This is a genomic window from Massilia sp. UYP32 (assembly GCF_050434365.1).
GTDB classification, from domain to species: Bacteria; Pseudomonadota; Gammaproteobacteria; order Burkholderiales; family Burkholderiaceae_D; genus Telluria; species Telluria timonae.
Map to the genome: position 1 here is coordinate 18,078 of NZ_JBNDIK010000009.1, position 17,892 is coordinate 35,969.

Consider the following 17,892-nt stretch of genomic DNA (forward strand, 5'->3'; position numbering starts at 1 on the left):
TGGAGGACGCGATGGACATCGACTGGGTCAATTTTACGCCGTGGCCGGCGCTGGCCGGCGGACTGCTGATCGGCCTCGCGGCAGGCGGCCTGCTGCTGTTCAACGGGCGCATCGCCGGCGTCAGCGGCATCCTGGGCGGCCTGCTGCGTCCAGCGCCCGGCGAGACCGGCTGGCGCCTGGCGTTTCTCGCCGGCCTGGCCGGCGCACCGCTGCTCTACAGCCTGGTGGCGGCGCTCCCGCATGTCGAGGTCGATGCGGGCTGGCCGGCCCTGATCGCATCCGGCCTGCTGGTCGGCATCGGCACCCGCTACGGCGGCGGCTGCACCAGCGGCCACGGCGTGTGCGGCATGGCGCGCGGCTCACCGCGCTCGCTGGCGGCGACCGTGGCCTTCATGGGCGCCGGCTTCGCCATCGTCTACTTGCTGCGCCATGTGTTCGGGAGCGTCGCATGAAAATCCTGTTCGCCTTATGGGCCGGCCTGCTGTTCGGGACCGGGCTGATTCTCTCCGAAATGACCAATCCGGCCAAGGTGCTGGCCTTTCTCGACCTGGCCGGCGCATGGGATCCGTCGCTCGGCATCGTGATGGGCGGCGCGCTGCTGGCCGCGATGCCGGCCTATGCGTTCGCGCGGCGCCGGCGGCGCTCCTTGCTGGGAGAGCCGCTGCAGTTGCCGACCGCAACGCGGATCGACCGCCGGCTGCTGGCGGGCAGCCTGGTATTCGGCGCCGGTTGGGGACTGGCCGGGTATTGTCCCGGGCCGGCGGTGGCGTCGATTCTGGTGGGCGGGGGCAAACCGCTGCTGTTCTTCCTGGCGATGGTGGCGGGGATGGGTGTGTTCGAACTGCTGGGACGGCGCGGAAAACGCGATGAGAAACAGCGCGCGGCGGCGTGAGCATACTGCAAAAGCAAAAAGGGCCGCATTCGCATGCGGCCCTTCCTATTCTGGCCCCCTGCCCTGACTCGAACCAGGGACCTGCGGATTGATAGTCGCAGGGGCAAGGTAGAAAATGTTTTTATGTGACGGCGGCATTAACGGGCCTGTGCCTTTCTGAAGCACGCATAAAATGGGCAACCAAGGCCCTTGCACTGCTCACATGTACGAACAGTGCGGGCGATCTATTTGGGCGAGCCGCTCGTGCCCCTCTGTCGGTTCATCGTCCGCCTACATCCACGTGGAAGTAGATGCAGCGCTGTGAAGGTGGGACATCGTTGTCGCTGCAACAGGATCAGTCAATAGAACTGATTAGGCGGGCTCCGCACTCGGTAACATCTCCATCGTAGGCGTATGGCTTGCCTTTGTGCTTTGCACCGGCACCATCCGGTTTAATCGCAAATTTCCCTTTGCATGCCGGACAAAAGGTCATGTCGTCCTGGATTGCCGCTGCTTTGCCTATAGCAATCGTCTCCGACGAGGCACTGATGACCTGGCCGCCATGATCAGTCTTGTCATCCAGGCGAATCACGCCTCGGCCCTGATGTTTCATCACCGCTCCCAATTATAGTTTCGCCGCATTGTCACTTGGCGGCAGACGTATCCGGTTGGCCTTTTGGGTAAATGTAGGAACCTTCGGGTGCGCCGGGCACTTTGACTCGGAACTTCAGGCTGGAAAGAAGTTTGTCCCATACCGCGACCGCCTCGTCGTCGGTGACCGATGCCTTCTTAGCGGCCCCGACCATATTGTCCTTAACCTTGGTAAACATGGCGGCATGAAACTCGGATGGATTGGCCACGTCTGTCGGCGTGCCGACAAAGGCCCACTCGAAATCGTGAGTGCCGTCGGGCCTGCGAATGAGCGATTCTTCGCCCTTCCAATGTTGTACGTCCCGTTTGCCCTCGCGCAGAACGTCACGCTTGGGGTACGACGCGCCTTGGGTTTCTTGGGCGCCCTTAATGCGGGCAAGCAGGGACAGTTCATCACGCTTCATCTGCTCGAATTCAGCTTTGTCATAATCGGCGTAAGCGTCTTTGTTGGAACTGACGGAGAAGGTAACATCCGGAAGACTGGGCAAATAAATTCCCGCACTGATCGTTTCCTGAGCCACATAGCGATCGCTCGGCATGAAGCCGTGTTCGACGCAAAAACCCGGCTCAGTCGGTAGTGCCTCTGCAGCGCGCAATCTCAAGCGTTCGGCCCGAGCCAGCTGTCGGGCGATTACCGTGCTTTCGTTCTCTCCTTTTGAGATCGAATCATCTAACACGAATGTGATTTCGCCCTTGCTTATGTACGTGTAAAAAAAAAGCGCATTGCGTTCTTTATTGTACTTATCTTCGAAATAGCGAACTTGCCAGCTATCCGCGATCGGCCCCGGGCCGCTATAGGTAATCTCAGCAGTGTCGTCTTCCCACTTCACTTTCCTTATTTTCGCGTCGGCGCGGCGCTTTGCCTTTTCTAATCCGCCGGAAACAACCTCAATGCCAGAGTCGAGAACGGCACTCCCCGGTATGAGCTGCGCCTCCTGAGGCACTTCGATCGCATAGCGGCCGAAACAAAGGATTTTTGTCCTTTCAAACAGTGCCTGCAGGCGCGGGCTGAGCTTGACTTGTTCGGGCATGACGGTCTCCTTGTAAGTGTAATTGCGGGAATTTACACACAACGACACCAAGGCAAGCAGCAAGAGGGCCAGGATCGTACCGCGCTTCAGGTAAGTCATAGTTTTCACGATTACTTCCATTTCGCTGTCTTGGCGATTTGAACAACGGAATACAGCAGGGACGCCAGGACGTCTTGGTTGGCGTAGCTATTTTGGTGCTCATAGCTTTTTCCTTTCGTCTCGCCGTGCACAAACAATTTCCCAGTGACCTGTTTGTCGGAACGGGCGGCCGGAACGGTTTCGTCGCCCGGGGCCGTTGGAGGCTTGTCATCCAGGCGAATCACGCCTCGGCCCTGACGTTTCATCACCGCTCCCGATTATAGTTTCACCGCATTGTCACTTGGCGGCAGACGTATCCGGTTTGCCTTTTGGGTAAATGTAGGAACCCTCGGGTGCGCCGGGTACTTTGACCCTGAACTTCAGGCTAGAGAGAATTTTGTCCCATACCGCGACTGCCTCGTCATCGCTTACCGACGCCTTCTCAGCGGCGCCCACCAAATTGTGCTTAACCTTGGTGAACATGGCGGCGCTAAACGAAGACGGGTTAGCCACTTCTGTCGGCGTACCGACAAAGGCCCACTCGAAATCGTGGGTGCCGTCGGGCCTGCGAATGAGAGATTCTTCGCCCTTCCAATGTTGTACGTCCCGTTTTCCTTCGCGCAGAACGTCCCGCTTGGGGTAAAGAGCGCCCTGCATATCTTGGGCACCCTTGATACGGCCAAGCAGGGACAACTCGTCGCGCTTCATTTGCTCGAACTCAGCCTTGTCGTAATCGGCATAGGCATCCTTGTTCGAGCGGATCGAGAACGTAATGTCCGGGAAGCTGGGCAAATAGACTCCTGCATTTACCTTCTCTGAATCACCGTACCGATCACCTTTCATGAACCCGTGTTCGATACAGAAGCCCGGTTCGGTCGGCACCTCCTCCGCTGCGCGGAGCCGCAAGCTCTTGGCTTGCGCGAGCTGTCTGGCGATTACCGTGCTTTCGGTCTCGCCTGTCTCGATGGCATCGCCCAGGACGAAGGTGATCTCGCCCTTGCTGATATACGTGTCGAAAAAAAGAGAATTGTCCTCCTTTGCGAATTCGTTCTCGAAATAGCGTGTCTGCCAGCTATCCTCGATCGGCCCTACGTCGTTGTAAGTAATTTCGGAAGTACGCTTCTCGCGTTTCAATTTCACAATTTTTTCTTCCGCCCTGCGTTTCGCTTTCTCGATACCTCCCGAAATAATATCTATATCTGAAGGAAACGAGGCGCTCCCCCAAACAAGCTGAGCTTCCTGCGGCACCTCGATCGCATAGCGGCCGAAACAAAGGATTTTTGTTTTCTCGAACAGCGTCCGCAGGCGCGGACTGAGCTTGACTGGTTCGGGCACGGTGGTCTCCTTATAGGCATAGGTACTGGAGTTTCCAGCCAACGACACCAAAACAATCAGCAAAGCAGCGAACACTGCGCCACGCTGCAGGGTCGAGGTGATCTTCATGCAGCCTCCCACTTTGCGGACTTGGCGATTTGCACGACCAAATACTGCATCGTCGCTCCTGATTACAGTTTCGCCGCATTGTCACTTGGCGGAAGTCGCCTCGGGTTTGTCCTTAGGTAAATAGTAGGAACCCTCGGGTGCGCCGGGCACTTTGACCCGGAATTTCAGGCCGGACAGGAGCTTGTCCCACAGCGCGACTGCCTCGTCGTCGGTGACTGATGCCTTATTAGCGGCCCCGACCAGATTGTGCTTGACCTTGGTGAACATGGCAGCGCCAAACGAAGACGGATTAGCCACATCTGTCGGCGTACCGACAAAGGCCCATTCGAAATCGTGGGTGCCGTCGGGCCTGCGAATGAGCGATTCTTCGCCCTTCCAATGTTGTACGTCTCGTTTGCCTTCGCGCAGAACGTCCCGCTTGGGGTAAAGAGCGCCCTGCATATCTTGGGCACCCTTGATACGGCCAAGCAGGGACAACTCGTCGCGCTTCATTTGCTCGAACTCAGCCTTGTCGTAATCGGCATAGGCGTCCTTGTTCGAGCGGATCGAGAACGTAATGTCCGGGAAGCTGGGCAAGTAGACTCCTGCATTCGCCATCTCCTGATGATCGTACCGATCACTGGCCATGAAGGCGTGTTCGATGCAGACGCCTGGTTCAGTCGGCACTTCGTCCGCAGCGCGCAGCCGCAAGCTCCCGGCGCGCGCGCGCTGTCTGGCAATTACTGTGCTTTCGGTCTCGCCCTGCTTGATGGAATCGCGCAGCACGAATGTCATCTCGGCTTTGCTGATATACGTGTCGAAGAACAGCGCGTTGCGCTCTTTTTTGTATTTGTCTTCGAAATAGCGCGTCTGCCAGCTGTCCTCGATCGGCCCTACATCGTTGTAAGTGATTTCGGCAGTAGCGTCTTCCCACTTCATTTTTGCAATTTTTTCTTCGGCCCTGTGTTTTGCTTTCTCGATTCCACCGAGAAACACCCTGACGGTTGATGGAAACGAGACTTCTCCCATAATGAGCTGGGCTTCTTGGGGTACTTCGATCGCATAGCGGCCGAAACAAAGGATTTTTGTTTTCTCGAACAGCGTCCGCAGGCGCGGACTGAGCTTGACTGGTTCGGGCACGGCGGTCTCCTTGTAGGCATAAGTACGAGAATTTCCAGCTAATGACACCAAAGCAATCAGCAAGGCAGCGAATATGGCACCACGCTGCAGGGTCGAAGTGATCTTCAAGCTGCCTCCCATTTCGCCGTCTTGGCGATTTGTACGACCGAATACAGCAGCGAGGCCAGCACATCCTGGTCTGCATAGCTGTTCTGGTGTTCGTAGCTCTTGCCTTTGGTCTCTCCATGCACGAACAGCTTGCCCGCAATCTGTTTGGCGGAGCGGGCGGCGGGGACGGTTTCGTCGCCGGGGGCGGCTGGCGGTTGCAGGACGAGCGTCAGCACGCGGCTGGCGGTCTGGACTTTCAATGTACCCTGGGCGTCATCGCTCAGCAGCTTCCAGGTCTCTACTGGGGACAGCCTGATGTGCCGGCTGTCCCATAAGTCGGGGTCGGTCGCCTTGAACACGATCTCGCCATAGCTGAGGCGTTCCTGCGACGAACAGAAGCTGCCGTAGCAACTGGTCGGATGGAAGGTGGTCTTGATGTCTTCAATAAATTCACTGGCTTTTTTCAGGCGCTCCATAACGGCAGAGATACCCCCGCCATCCTCTTCTATTACGCGCCCGGGGTTGACCCAATTCGGATTGATGAGTCGCCACCATCGATCGGCGGGTTGCAGGTAAATGCTCTTCAAGGCGCTCGCTTTGTCGCCCGGCCAGCTCCACATCTCGCGCCCGGACCCGTCCACGACCTTCAGCGACGATTTGCCGTAAGCGGAACCGGGAAACAGTTCCAGTGCGGCAGGCGCGTTGGCGAGGATGGCGGTGGCATGTTTCCCATTGAGGCCGAAAATGCTGGCCTTGGTTTCGGGAAACAGCAACGCCTTTTCCAGGAACCCAAAACGCATGCGTTTATAGGATGCGGCGGCGCCCATGGTCGGCATCACGTTATGGTAGATGCCGAGCATCTTGACAGCGGGGTCGTTCAGCAGGTTCCCATACTTTGGATGGATGAGCGCCCGCGCCAGCAGGCCACCCATGCTGTGCGTGACGATAATTACCTCGTCGCACTTGAAGCCCCGCTTCTGGTAGCCCTTGGCAAGCCCGCGGATCCGCTCCGCGATCGTCGTCGCGGTTTTTCCGTTGCTCTTCAAAAAGTTGTATCCCATGGCATGGACGGGATACCAGCACGCGGCGATTTTCTTCAGGTCCTGCTCCGTCAGTGCCGAGCCTGCATTTACGCCGCCAAAAGTGCGTGGATCGGCGAAGAAGGGTTTCCACATTGGGTTGGCCGCATCTCCTACCACCATATTGTTGAGGTGGCTTTCAGCCGTTTTCAACATCTTCCCGTAAGCTCCGGCGAACAGGACCTCGCTCCAGCCGCGCCACCTTGCGATCTGTGCTGGTGTTTCGCGTTTCTTCACCAGAGGACCGCGCCTGAAGTTCCGTCCTGTTACCGCACGCATTCCTATCAGGGGTGGAATGGGTTCGAGGCTGTCGGGGACGTTTTGATGCAATTTGTCCGAAGCCAGCGTTTCGGCGCCTTCGGGATCGAAGCGATCTTCGCTTTCCGTATAGTTGTAGTACTCGACCTCCGTCTCGTTCGGGTCGAGCATGAGTTGCCGCTGTTCCGGCGAGGCATTCTTGTACCAGCCGACCAGCCCGGCACCAACAAGGGCGGCCCCGCTATTGATGCCGACCATGTCGTCCGGTCGCCACGAACGGTTATCGGGCCGATCAAGTTCTTCTTGTCGTTTTTTGCTCAGCCGAAGATTGCTGCCCATCACACCGGGCAGGAAGATCACGGGAATCACTTTTTTGGGCGGGAGCTTGACGTCGTGGCGGATCGTGTCGGACGTCTTCGTCATGTGGACCGTGTATTCCGCCCACCCGCCGACACCCTGCGTGAATTCGCCCTGATAATTGCCGCGCTCGTTCAGTTCGGATTGATCGCTCATGGTAGTTCGCCCTTGTAGCGGATGGTATAGGAGTCGAAACCGCCGGATTTCTGTACCTCGGTGCTGCCGCTGGCCGCCGTTTTCCCGTCCATGACCGTTCCATCTCCGCGCACGAGTTCGTAGGCGACGGCCTTCTCGGGCTTCAGGTTCGCGTCGACGAAGTTGACCTCCTGGTCGAACTGGTAATCCCGGGAGCGTTCGTTGAACGCCTGCGACACGCTTTTTGGCGGCAGCGTCTCGAGATTGCCGTGGAATAGCACTGGCGCCGCGGTGAAAAACTGGACTTGCTCGCCGATCTCGACCATGTTCTTGCCGCCGCCGTACATGCGGATCCCTTTCTTGCCGCGGATGTTCACCCACTCCGTGTCGCTGATCATCTCGAGCACCTTATTGGCGATGATTTCCACGTCGTCGGTCTGCGCCTGCACCGACACCTTGCCGGCGGCCGCAATCAGCTTCATTCCCGCCTTGTGCACGAACAGCCTGAAGGTCTTGCCCACGCTGGCGAACAGGCTGTCGACGCTTGCGAGCGAAAGACTCTTGCCGCTTGTGATCGCGGTGTGGCGTTCGCTGGCGATGTGGGTCGACTGGGCGCTCGTGAGCTCGATGCCGGCAGGGCTCGCCATGACAAGATGCGGCTCAGAGAGCTCGGGGGACGACCCCTTGGCTGCCCCGCGGATAGCCGAGTTCTGGGCTTTGACGTCCTCCGCAGCCTCATCCTGTTGGCCGCTTTCCTGCGCTTCGTGATCGAGCGCCATCGCGGCCAGCTGTTCCTGAATCTGCGCCGCCGATGCCAGCCGCTGTGCGGTCTCGCCCAGGTCCTTCGCATGGGACGCCGCGTTCAGCCGCGCTTCGGTGGTAATGAGCATCCCCTGGGCGGCGCGGGCGACACCCCAGGCATTGGTCGTGAGTTCCCAGCCTTCCCCGCGCGCGTCCTTGCGCCCGCTCGTGTCTTCGATGCGTGTAATATGTCCCAACGAGAGCTGGCTGCATTGATGATCGCTTTTCAGCTGCGCCTGGATCTGCTCCTTCGTGTCATCCAGGATCAGGTGATTGCCGCGCGAGCCGCCGCCGAGTTCCCGGCTGCGCAGGCCGGCCAGGGCACTTTGCTCCGGGAGCTTCCAGGGCGGCATGTGTTTGCCGTTGTAAACTGCGCCAAGGATCAAGGGGTGGTCGATATTCCCATTGGAATAGACGACGCCCACTTCCTCACCCACGCGCGGCAATCGGACCTGCCCGAATTCATTGCCGGCGGCGGGGGTCATCACCCGGATCCAGGGCGAGCTGTTCTCGTCGTATTTTCCCAGCCGGTCCCAGGGAAACTGCAGCTTGACTCTTCCATAGCCGTCCGTATGGATATCGGCGCCGGCGGGGCCGACCACGGCCGCGGTGTGCAGCCCCATGTTGGTGCCGGGCGCGCTGTTGAAGCCGGGGCCTGGGCGCCAGCGGATGTCCTTGCGGATGCAGGTGAAGCGGTTCTCGTATTGCGAGGGCGCGCCGACCCCGGCCTGGTAGTTGTTGGTCGCTTCGTGTTCGACGTCCAGGATCAGGTAGCGGCGGTCGCCGATACTGCGGCGCGGCTCGGGATCGTATTCGGGCGAACGCGGCTCTGCGCTGAAATGGTCGCCGAGCTTGAAGGTGCGGCCCGGCAGCACGCTCCTGTCGTTGCCCGCCGCCTCGAAATACTGCCTGTTCTTGTCCTGCTCTTCCATGCGTCGCGCTGCCAGTTGTTCACCGTCGCTGCGCATGCGAAAGCCGTACGCCCCGGTGTCCTCGTAGATCTCGTAGGGGAAGACGTCGCCTTGCTGGTTGCCCGAATCGACGCTGGCACGCTGCGCCCCCGGATTCTTGTAATCCGTGCTCGCCAGCGTGACCTGGCCCGGACCGAGGCGCCGGATCGCCGTCCACTCGTGGATGCCGTCGTCCTCGCGCGAGCCGCCCTTGTCGTGGAACGGGATCAGGTAGGCTTCCTCGTCGATCGGCTCGGCCAGGAAGCTGTTGTCCGAGATCATGAGCTTATGGCGGCCAAATTCATGCTCGTACCAGTAGTGCAGGCCGAGCGCTTCCCAGCGCCGGTGCAGGTGGTTGTAGTCGGTCTCGTTGTACTGGTTGGCGACGGTCAGCTTCGACTCGTCGACCGGGTACATGTGCCAGTCGGCCGGGCGGTAGTGCTTCAGGGTGTCCTCGGTGATCTCGCGCACGCTCTTGTTGTGGAACGACATGCTGTTCTTGCGCAGCCGCGTGAACGCGAGCCAGGGTTCGAGCACCATCTGGTAGAAGGCGAAGCCGCCGTCGCTGCGGACAAAACGGAACTCGGTGACGTAGCCGTTGAAATAGCGCAGCGACCCGTCTTCCCGCACCAGGGAGATCGTCACCATTTTGCCCATCACTATCTTGAGGGGGATTTGCGGGTCGTCCGACAGCGCCTCGACCACGATGCGGAAGCAGCGCGACACTGCCTCGGAAACTTTCAGCTTGTTTGGAAGCAGGATGGCGGGCGGGCCGTCCTCGAACGGAAAATCGAGCCGCATGATGCGGTTGTGCTGGGATGCGCCGCTAAACGCCGAGCGCGCGGCGCCGGCCGCGATTGCCTGGATTTCCCCCACTGATTGCCTCCGATCGCCGCGAATTAGAAAAAGTCCAACGGCTACGTTACCTTGACGCCGCTAGGCTGAAATTGACCAGAGTCAATGCGTTTCCGTAAGCCATGTCTACAGTTTCCCGAGAGTCTTCTGCGAATCGATCTTCTCTAGGCGAAATTGACATGCTGAAAAAACTGGCACAACGAGGACTGGCCCGAAACGATGGCGTCATCGCGCCTGGAAGGCAGTCGCTGGAGCACCAACTGATCGACATCGGTCCAGCGGTGGACTGCAGCCGGGTGACGACTCTGCGCGGGCGGCCCTACCCGGTCGAGTTTCGCAATCAAGGGGCAATCGACGCCTGGACGCGGGCGCTCGGGCACACCGAGGTCTGGCGCCGCTGGCAAGATCAGAGCACGCTGTGCTGGCAGATCAGGAAGGAGATCCTCCGGCAGTTCGAGCACACACGGCCCGAGCACCCGCTGTCCGGAGCGATGGCCGAGATGCTCGCCGAGGACCTGCAAAGGCTCGCGGTCGAGATCAGCGTGAACCTGAAATACCATTTGCAAAAGGGGACGGTAATCGAGGCCACGCCGGCACTGGAAACGCTGCTGATGAACTCGGACGTAGACCTCAGCCTGCCGATGAGCATGGTGGCGCTGCCTTATCCGGCCCAGTACTTACGCTTTGGAGACACGGCGATGCGCTACCTGAAGGTGCCGGTTTCGCAGGCCGAAGACCATTTGTTCGATGGCGTTTTCTGTTTCCTGACCCCACCCGCCGAGCTTTGCGCCGACGGGGAGTCTCGCTGGACGCTGGAACTCATCTTTGCCAGCAAGCGCCAGGATCTCTACAGAGGCCATGTATCGCTGCTCGGCGAGACCGACAGGGGAAACACCACAGTTGGCGAATGGTTGACCAGGGTTCCTGGCGCTGTCAAAGAACAGGCGGACGGGGATTTCCATCGGCCGATGCACGCCGCGGTCAGCTACGTTGTGAGGGTGTTCTTGTATATGGCATTGAAACAGGCGCGCGTCGCGGAGCACCGTGACCACGATGCGGCGCTGCGCCGTGCCGCTGGCTTGGGCGAGCGCAAGCGCGCCAAACTCTTGCAGAGATCGGCCTCCCTGTACGACGGCATCATGGTTGGTCCCGAGTCCTTGCCGTTAAGCGCGCCGACGTGTGCGTCCGGAGGCAGCGTGACGCCTCATTGGCGCCGGGGGCATTTTCGGATGCAGCCCTTTGGCATCGGAAACCTGCAGCGCAAACTCATCTTTGCCGCGCCGGTACTGGTTCATGCGGAACAGCTGCAGGGCGAGGTGCCCGCGCCCAAATCCTACCGGGCCGGTGCCGCCGCAGTCACCGCCGCTTGACCCGTTCCCCCTCCCTGTGCCGGGAGAGCGACGCGCGCCGGCAGGCGCAGCATCGACCTGATTTCTGGACGCCTGGCGACGCCGTCAGTCCCGGTCAGGAACGTGTTCCAGCCAAGCCGGCGTGGCGCTGTCCTCGTGCTCAAGGTGAAGCGCTTGATGCAGGGAGGCGCGAGCAGCAGCCGTAGTTCGTAACGAACGGTTGGCGTCGCAAACAGGCTGGCCATCTCCGCCAGGGCGGTCAGCGCGTCTCCGCCGGGAAGAAATCCCGCTACGTGCGCATCGTCGAGAGGGCCGATGTGCAGCTTGGCGCGCAGGTCGTGGCGCCACTGGCGCACGCCGAGCGCCGCACTGACGCCAAGCGTCGGCGCCGTGACGCCGAGCGTACTGCGCCGGTTCAAGGGGACCGGCGCCCAGCAGCCCACGAACTGCTCCAGCTGGACCGGTAGCCCGAAGTAGGCGCTCAACACTTGTTCGACTGTGCCTGCCGAGACCGGCCGGGTCCTGAGCAGCCCCGAAAAGTAGGCTGCAGTCTCCTGCTTCACCTGGCCAGCCGGGTACATGTGTCCGGATGCCGATCTTACGCCCGCCATGGCGGTCAGCATTGGAAGCAGGCGGTCCTGGCCCTGGACGTCGAGGCTATGCTCGACCCGGTACTTGGCCCAGGCTTCGTAGAACATCCCGATCAGGCGGTTCGACAGCACATCAAGCAGTTCGCGCTGGCTGGCATCGCCGGCATGCGCCTTCTGGGCGGCGATCCGCTCGGTGTCGTGCATGGGAAGGGTGCCGCCAGCCCCCAGCAGCCCGATGAATGCCGGCGTGATCCGGATGCGCTTCAGCTCCCCCATGCGCAGGGAAGCGAGAGAATCCGGCACGTCCGGCTCGACCTCGAGCGAATGCACTTCGCTGGCCGGGAACGAGAGCGACAGGTTGTTCTGGAACCTGAGCACCTCGCGCATGGCTCGCTCGTAGGGAATACCCTGGCGCCGCAGCTCGCGCAGCAGGAGGTTGAGCAACTGTGTGAATTCGAACTGGTGCGGTTCGGCCAGCAGCACGCCGATCACACTAGATTCATGCGTCCGCTTCGTGGCTTGCATCGGAACAGTTCCTTTCCGCTTTGCTGAGACAGGATGACGAGCTCGACAAAGCTGTTGATATGCACGTACAGCGCGAAGAACTGGTCGAGAACCTGCACGAACAAATGCAGGCCGGCGCCGGCGTAGGCTTCTTCGTCGAGCGTGAGGCGGATCTCGGTGCCATGCACCAGGGAGGAACCGCGCTTGTGCCGCATCCAGGCCGTGGTCTCGCTCTGATCGAGGGAGACAATGCCGCCGATCTGCCGGCGCGAGACGGGCGACGGTGCGAAGTCGTACAGTGCCAGCATCTCCCGCAGGCCGTGCGCCCCTTCCAGCACCAGCGAATGGTGGTTGAGCGCGAGGTGGGAGATCAGGCGCCAGTGCATGCCAGGTGTGTTCGCCAGCCGAACCGGACGGGTCGGCCTGCGCAACAGGCGGATCACGTTGCCACCCGTTGCGCCGGGAATGGACAAGTCTCCGTCCGGCGCGCCGATCTTGAGCGAGCATGGCAGGTCGCGGTTGGTGCAGTTCAGATCGATGGACAGGACGTTGCGTTCTATTTCGAGCGGCTCGCAGTCGGCGTTGACGAGTGTGATCGATTTTTCATGGCCGGGACTGCAAATGGCAAGGGTTTCGTCATGGTGCATCAGCCAGTAGCGTCCACGTCCCGTCAGGCTTTCGTCGCCATGCTGAAGCGAATAAAAGGGGCGAAATTCGGTGACGGTCGCGCCCGAGCCTTGCTGGCGCACCAGGTGCACCTGGTCGACCGAGTACACCTCGTACGCTTGCGGATGATTGCCGTGCGCTAGCAGGGTGTAGTCGGCCGATAGCTGGTCATAGGTGATCGGCACGCCCGGTTGCCTGAACAGGTTCACTACCGGCGTGCAGCCGGCCAGAAGATGCTGTTTCGACAGGCTTGCCAGCATTCGCGCCTTGTCGCCCTCGTGACGTATGTCGGCGATCGCCAGGCGCAGCGTGAAGTGCGTGCGCCCGGCAGGGATGCGGCGGAGCAGGACTGGAATGTCGATGTCGAAGAAGTTGAATTTCTCGGGAAAGGCGAAATACTCGGCGAGGAGACGGTACGCCGCGTGGGCGCGTGCTTCGAAGGGAATGAGCGCATCGTCATCAGCGAATCCGGCTGGCGTGACCGGGACGAGCGGCAATCGTTCCCATGGCCCCTTGTCGTCCAGTTGCACGTATGCGGCTCGGGTGTGCATGAAAAGGGTGTCGCGCAGCGCAGCGCAGAACGAGGCATCGCCATCGGCGTACAGGCGCATGGCGGTAGCGGTTGCCGCGCAGAGCGGCTCGCCCGGCCGCGCTGATGCGAACTTTAGCGTCAGCGTCGCGGTGACACTCTCGGGCAGGCGCGTCGCGACAGGGGCGCAGACGGCGGTGTCGAAGCTCGCTTCGGAAAGCACGACGCCCGAAGGCTTGACGTCGTAGACAGTCTTGAACGTGCAAGCCACGCCGGCTACTGGCGCGGATGCGAGCAGGGTGCCACGCGGCATGTCGGGAATCGTTCCTGATTCTTTCTTTCCGCCTGGCTCGCCCAGCACGCGCGCGATCGCGCACGAGGGAAACGGTCGCAGGTAGTGAGGAAACAGCAGATTGAGCAGCGCTTCGGTGAACTGCGGATACGAATCGTCCACGCGCTTCGCGACGCGTGCGCTGAGCAAGGCGACGCCCTGGATCAAGCGTTCCACGTGGGGGTCGTCGCACGTGTCTCCTCCCAGCTGCAGTTTCGCCGCGACCTTGGGGTAGCGCTGCGCATACTCCCGGCACAGCGACCTGAGGGTGACGAGTTCGCGCTCGTACTTCGTGAACAGTTCATCCATGGGATCGGTGCTTTTCGCGTTTTAGTCCGTGCCTTCGATCGAATACTGCTGGAGGGAAGGCCGGAACACGGCGTTGAAGGACATCGGTTCGCCCAGGTGCGCGCCTTTGAGCCGGGCGGTGATGACGAAGTCGACGCGGTTGATCGCACCCTGCCTCGGTCGCAGGGTCACCGCCACCTGATGCAATCGCGGCTCGTGGCGTACGATTGCCAGCTGGACGGCCTTGCAGATTTCCTGCTGATCGTTGTCGCTGCCCATGCACATGCTGGCGAAGTCGATGAGGCCGTAGTTCACGATCGATCCGGATACTGCCGAATAGGACTCCAGCGACGCCAGCGACAGGGCCGATCGGGTATTGAGGAGCGCCTGCAGGTCGCGCGTGACGCTGCGTATGGCCTCTTCCATTGCCCGCGCGCGCGTTTCGCGCTTGTTGCCGGAAGGCAGGGCGTCATCATCGTCGAGGCGATCGAACAAGCCGCGGGTAAAACCTTGCATGGTGTTCTCCTCCAAGGGGCCCCGAAGCGACCACGGCAGCCATTATCGAGCCTTGCATGTGAAAAACGTTGCGCATTCACAATGGAGTGGCGTGAGCAGGCCGATGGCACAACAGGATGAGCAAGATCAACGACTGCGAAGGGTTGCGAAGTCATGCTTCCAAGAATCTGTCTGGTAAAAACACTTCGTGGAGGAGCTCATGAGCGCGGCATCCAAGATCATGTGGTCGGAAGGCCTGACGTTAGGTCCGCAACACTTCCAGCGCCAGGATCTCTACCACGAAGCGCGGCTCAAGCGGATAGCCTCGGCCCTGAACCCGTACTTCTGGGGCGTGTGCGCGGTGCAGTGGAATCTGGCCGGGCTGGAAAATAACCGCCTTGGTGCGAGCACAATGTCGATCATCTTTCCGGATGGCGAGATCTATGAGGCGCCGGAGGCCGACCTGTTGCCTGAGGTGGTCGACCTCTCGCGCCTGCCGGCTGACATTAATACGTTCACGTTTTACGCCGCGCTTGCCCTCGTCAAGCCGCACGGCGGCAATGCCGACGAGAATGGGCGCTACGCGTGCCGAGAAATCGAAACAAGCGATCTGTTCAGCGAGGCCCTGGCGATCGAAGTGCCGTTCCTCAAAAAGCAGCCGAGGTTAATCACCCACGCCGAGACGAGCGGCCTGCATGACAGCGTTTCCGTGGTCCGGATCCGGCGCGCGCCAGAAGGCGGTTTCGAGATAGACCCTTCATTCGTCCCGCCGAGTGTTACGATCGGCGCCGCTCCGGCCCTCCGGGGTTTGCTGGATGAGCTGGTTAGCGTGATGACGGCGAAGATCGAATCGCTCCAGCGTACGCACCGCAAGGCGAGTAGCGAAGTGTACGAAGTCGGCGCGGGCGACATTTCGTCATGGTGGATGCTCAATATCCTGAGCACGGCCAACGCCCAACTGATGCACTGCTCCCGGTCCCCGGGCTTGCATCCGGAAGCCATGTTTCGGCAAATGCTCTCCGCCGTAGGCGGCCTGATGACGTTTTCCGACCGCTTCAAGACAGCCGATTTGCCGGCCTACCGCCACGAAGCACTGGGCGAGGTGTTTGCGGAGCTCGATGGATTGTTGCGCGACCTGGTCGATACGGTGATTGGGACAAAATATTTCATCATTCCGCTGGTCGCCGAACCGGGCCGGCGTGCGTATTCGCAGGCGGTGCTGGACCCGGCAAGAGTCACTCAACAGACGCAGCTATGCCTGGGAGTCACCGCCGATATGCCCGGACTCGAACTGGTGGCGACAGTGCCCATCCGGCTCAAGGTTGCCGCACCCGATGCCATCGAAAGTATAGTCAAGTCGGCGTTGCCGGGCGTGCCGCTGGCGCATATGCCTCAGGTACCGCCAGCAATCCCGGTGCGGCCAAATACCTATTACTTTTCATTGTCGACCAAAAGCCCTCTCTACGAAAAGGCATTGCACGCTGGAGCGCTGGCGGTCTACGTGCCGGACGGAATACCGGGGCTAAAGATCGAGCTGATCGCCATTACGTGATCAGGGCCACGGTGTACTTCGACCCGCGTATTCTACCTCTATGCCTGACTGTGACCCTTCCAATGCATCCCGATCGTGCTTACGTGCTATCGGTTTCGACTGAAAATAATTCAGCAATGCTCCTCCAGGGTTCCAAGAGGTGACCGGGGCATTGATGATCCGGTGCGGAACCTCGACGATGTCAGGGTTATACATTGGCTGCTGACAGCAGCCAAGTGGCAGCAAGAGGCGGCCTTCTGCACGTCACGATTACAGCACAGCGGGATGAGGCACTCGCCGTTCCGGAAATAAAAAAGAGCTCATATCACTATGAGCTCCCCTTCGTATTCTGGCTCCCCGACCTGGACTCGAACCAGGGACCTGCGGATTAACAGTCCGTCGCTCTACCGACTGAGCTATCAGGGAATTGAGGCAATATTATAGCCGGGCGTTTGCAGTTTGACCAGTCCCGTATGCGAATCGCTTTCGCCACCGATCCCGCGCCGCCCGCTTTGCTATAGTTTCGGCTTCGCCGCCAGCTGCGGCCTGCTACTTTTCACAGACAAACCATGACCACTCCCCGCACCCTCGGCACCCCACTCTCCCCTTCCGCAACCAAAGTCATGCTGCTCGGCTCCGGCGAGCTCGGCAAGGAAGTGATCATCGCCCTGCAGCGCCTGGGCGTCGAAGTGATCGCCGTCGACCGCTACCCGAACGCGCCCGGCCACCAGGTGGCGCACCGCGCGCACGTGATCGACATGACGGATGGCGCCGCGCTGGAAGCGCTGATCGACCAGGAGCGCCCCGACCTGGTGGTGCCCGAGATCGAGGCCATCGCCACCGACAAGCTGGCCGAACTCGAAGCCGCGGGCCGCATCACCTGCATCCCGACCGCGCGCGCGGCCCAGCTGACCATGAACCGCGAAGGCATCCGCCGCCTGGCGGCCGAGGAACTGGGTCTGGCGACCTCGCCCTACCGCTTCGCCAGCAGCCTGGCGGAACTGGAAGAAGCCTGTGCGGCGGTCGGCTTTCCCTGCGTGGTCAAGCCGGTGATGTCGTCGTCGGGCAAGGGCCAGTCGAAGCTCGATTCGGCCGCCGACGTGCAGCATGCATGGGACTACGCCGCCGCGGGCGGCCGGGTCGACGCCGGCCGCGTGATCGCCGAAGGCTTCATCGATTTCGACTACGAGATCACCCTGCTGACCGTGCGCTCGCTCAGGCAGGACGGTCAGGTCGAAACGAGCTTCTGCGAGGCGATCGGACACAAGCAGGTGCAGGGAGACTACGTCGAATCGTGGCAGCCGCATCCGATGCAGCCGCTGGCGCTCGAACGCGCGCGCGACATCGCGGCCAAGGTCACCGCCAACCTGGGCGGCCTGGGCGTGTTCGGCGTCGAGCTGTTCGTCAAGGGCGATATGGTGTGGTTCTCGGAAGTGAGCCCGCGCCCGCACGATACCGGCATGGTGACGATGGCGAGCCAGGTGCAGAGCGAATTCGAGCTGCACGCGAAAGCCATCCTCGGCCTGCCGGTGAACCCGGCATTGCGCGCGCCCGGTGCTTCCGCCGTGATCTATGGCCAGCTGGACGAAGCCGGCATCGCCTTCGAGGGCGTGGCCGAGGCGCTGGGCGTGCCGGGCGCCGACCTGCGCCTGTTCGGCAAGCCTGAATCGTTCGCGCGCCGCCGCATGGGCGTGGCGCTGGCCACCGCCGACGACGTCGAAACCGCGCGCCAGCGTGCGCTCGAGGCGGCGTCGAAGGTCAAGCCGGTGTCGAGCAAGCGCTGATCGGCGCAGCGGGCTACCGCGTACACTTCCGTACGCAACATGCTTGCGCCGCGCTAATACTGCAGAGGGCTGGACCGGCATGATGGGATGCATTGCAGCCATCGCAGGAG

The 17,892-nt window shown here is 61.0% G+C and carries 15 protein-coding genes and 1 tRNA gene; 5 read left to right on the forward strand and 11 right to left on the reverse strand.

What is annotated here, in order from left to right; all coding sequences use genetic code 11:
* Positions 1 to 11 precede the first annotated feature (11 nt).
* On the forward strand, positions 12 to 452 hold the full coding sequence (locus ABIB42_RS08625) for a YeeE/YedE family protein (protein ID WP_429248227.1): 441 nt from the start codon (positions 12 to 14) through the stop codon (positions 450 to 452).
* Complete coding sequence (locus ABIB42_RS08630) at positions 449 to 892, forward strand: DUF6691 family protein (protein WP_429248228.1); 444 nt, start codon at positions 449 to 451, stop codon at positions 890 to 892. Before ABIB42_RS08625 ends, ABIB42_RS08630 begins: the two co-directional genes overlap by 4 nt.
* Positions 893 to 1,226: 334 nt before the next feature.
* On the opposite strand, the gene ABIB42_RS08635 is transcribed toward ABIB42_RS08630, so the two are convergent.
* The 7 genes from ABIB42_RS08635 to ABIB42_RS08665 form a co-directional block, all read right to left on the reverse strand.
* Complete coding sequence (locus ABIB42_RS08635; protein ID WP_219864670.1) at positions 1,227 to 1,484, reverse strand: PAAR domain-containing protein; 258 nt, start codon at positions 1,482 to 1,484, stop codon at positions 1,227 to 1,229.
* A 31-nt stretch (positions 1,485 to 1,515) separates the two neighbouring features.
* A complete protein-coding gene (locus ABIB42_RS08640; protein WP_429248248.1) occupies positions 1,516 to 2,652 on the reverse strand; it encodes a T6SS immunity protein Tli4 family protein in 1,137 nt (378 codons plus the stop codon).
* An 11-nt stretch (positions 2,653 to 2,663) separates the two neighbouring features.
* Positions 2,664 to 2,897: a hypothetical protein gene (locus tag ABIB42_RS08645; protein ID WP_005666287.1), complete on the reverse strand. Its 234-nt coding sequence runs from the start codon at positions 2,895 to 2,897 to the stop codon at positions 2,664 to 2,666.
* Between the two features lie 31 nt (positions 2,898 to 2,928).
* Positions 2,929 to 4,074: a T6SS immunity protein Tli4 family protein gene (locus ABIB42_RS08650; RefSeq protein WP_005666286.1), complete on the reverse strand. Its 1,146-nt coding sequence runs from the start codon at positions 4,072 to 4,074 to the stop codon at positions 2,929 to 2,931.
* Between the two features lie 81 nt (positions 4,075 to 4,155).
* Positions 4,156 to 5,301, reverse strand: a complete 1,146-nt coding sequence (locus ABIB42_RS08655; protein WP_081589931.1) for a T6SS immunity protein Tli4 family protein — start codon at positions 5,299 to 5,301, stop codon at positions 4,156 to 4,158.
* A complete protein-coding gene (locus ABIB42_RS08660) occupies positions 5,298 to 7,130 on the reverse strand; it encodes a hypothetical protein (RefSeq protein WP_005666284.1) in 1,833 nt (610 codons plus the stop codon). The genes ABIB42_RS08655 and ABIB42_RS08660 overlap by 4 nt, the downstream gene beginning before the upstream one ends.
* Positions 7,127 to 9,736, reverse strand: a complete 2,610-nt coding sequence (locus ABIB42_RS08665; protein ID WP_005666283.1) for a type VI secretion system Vgr family protein — start codon at positions 9,734 to 9,736, stop codon at positions 7,127 to 7,129. The genes ABIB42_RS08660 and ABIB42_RS08665 overlap by 4 nt, the downstream gene beginning before the upstream one ends.
* 158 nt (positions 9,737 to 9,894) lie before the next feature.
* On the opposite strand from ABIB42_RS08665, the gene ABIB42_RS08670 reads away from it, so the two are divergent.
* Positions 9,895 to 11,085: a hypothetical protein gene (locus ABIB42_RS08670; RefSeq protein WP_005666282.1), complete on the forward strand. Its 1,191-nt coding sequence runs from the start codon at positions 9,895 to 9,897 to the stop codon at positions 11,083 to 11,085.
* On the opposite strand, the gene tssG is transcribed toward ABIB42_RS08670, so the two are convergent.
* Genes tssG through tssE form a run of 3 tightly spaced genes read right to left on the reverse strand, consistent with a single transcriptional unit; the run spans position 11,049 to position 14,488 of the window.
* Positions 11,049 to 12,179 (reverse strand): type VI secretion system baseplate subunit TssG, encoded by a 1,131-nt coding sequence (gene tssG / locus ABIB42_RS08675; protein WP_005666281.1) that lies wholly within the window; start codon positions 12,177 to 12,179, stop codon positions 11,049 to 11,051. The two genes, ABIB42_RS08670 and tssG, sit on opposite strands and share 37 nt — an antisense overlap.
* Positions 12,143 to 13,993, reverse strand: coding sequence for a type VI secretion system baseplate subunit TssF (gene tssF / locus ABIB42_RS08680; RefSeq protein WP_005666279.1), 1,851 nt, complete (start codon positions 13,991 to 13,993; stop codon positions 12,143 to 12,145). Before tssF ends, tssG begins: the two co-directional genes overlap by 37 nt.
* Before the next feature lie 21 nt (positions 13,994 to 14,014).
* Positions 14,015 to 14,488 (reverse strand): type VI secretion system baseplate subunit TssE, encoded by a 474-nt coding sequence (gene tssE / locus ABIB42_RS08685; protein ID WP_005666278.1) that lies wholly within the window; start codon positions 14,486 to 14,488, stop codon positions 14,015 to 14,017.
* Between the two features lie 199 nt (positions 14,489 to 14,687).
* Between tssE and tssK the strand changes: the two genes are divergently transcribed.
* Complete coding sequence (gene tssK / locus ABIB42_RS08690) at positions 14,688 to 16,019, forward strand: type VI secretion system baseplate subunit TssK (RefSeq protein WP_005666277.1); 1,332 nt, start codon at positions 14,688 to 14,690, stop codon at positions 16,017 to 16,019.
* A gap of 329 nt (positions 16,020 to 16,348) precedes the next feature.
* On the opposite strand, the gene ABIB42_RS08695 is transcribed toward tssK, so the two are convergent.
* Positions 16,349 to 16,424: transfer RNA gene (locus tag ABIB42_RS08695), tRNA-Asn, on the reverse strand.
* Positions 16,425 to 16,567: 143 nt separating this feature from the next.
* On the opposite strand from ABIB42_RS08695, the gene purT reads away from it, so the two are divergent.
* Positions 16,568 to 17,782, forward strand: a complete 1,215-nt coding sequence (gene purT / locus ABIB42_RS08700) for a formate-dependent phosphoribosylglycinamide formyltransferase (RefSeq protein ID WP_005666275.1) — start codon at positions 16,568 to 16,570, stop codon at positions 17,780 to 17,782.
* Positions 17,783 to 17,892 lie beyond the last annotated feature (110 nt).

Coding starts and splice junctions, on each gene's coding strand:
- ABIB42_RS08625 (WP_429248227.1), top strand. CDS start 12: ATGGACATCGACTGGGTCAATTTTACGCCGTGGCCGGCGCTGGCCGGC.
- ABIB42_RS08630 (WP_429248228.1), top strand. CDS start 449: ATGAAAATCCTGTTCGCCTTATGGGCCGGCCTGCTGTTCGGGACCGGG.
- ABIB42_RS08635 (WP_219864670.1), bottom strand. CDS start 1,484: ATGAAACATCAGGGCCGAGGCGTGATTCGCCTGGATGACAAGACTGAT.
- ABIB42_RS08640 (WP_429248248.1), bottom strand. CDS start 2,652: ATGACTTACCTGAAGCGCGGTACGATCCTGGCCCTCTTGCTGCTTGCC.
- ABIB42_RS08645 (WP_005666287.1), bottom strand. CDS start 2,897: ATGAAACGTCAGGGCCGAGGCGTGATTCGCCTGGATGACAAGCCTCCA.
- ABIB42_RS08650 (WP_005666286.1), bottom strand. CDS start 4,074: ATGAAGATCACCTCGACCCTGCAGCGTGGCGCAGTGTTCGCTGCTTTG.
- ABIB42_RS08660 (WP_005666284.1), bottom strand. CDS start 7,130: ATGAGCGATCAATCCGAACTGAACGAGCGCGGCAATTATCAGGGCGAA.
- ABIB42_RS08670 (WP_005666282.1), top strand. CDS start 9,895: ATGCTGAAAAAACTGGCACAACGAGGACTGGCCCGAAACGATGGCGTC.
- tssG (WP_005666281.1), bottom strand. CDS start 12,179: ATGCAAGCCACGAAGCGGACGCATGAATCTAGTGTGATCGGCGTGCTG.
- tssF (WP_005666279.1), bottom strand. CDS start 13,993: ATGGATGAACTGTTCACGAAGTACGAGCGCGAACTCGTCACCCTCAGG.
- tssE (WP_005666278.1), bottom strand. CDS start 14,488: ATGCAAGGTTTTACCCGCGGCTTGTTCGATCGCCTCGACGATGATGAC.
- tssK (WP_005666277.1), top strand. CDS start 14,688: ATGAGCGCGGCATCCAAGATCATGTGGTCGGAAGGCCTGACGTTAGGT.
- purT (WP_005666275.1), top strand. CDS start 16,568: ATGACCACTCCCCGCACCCTCGGCACCCCACTCTCCCCTTCCGCAACC.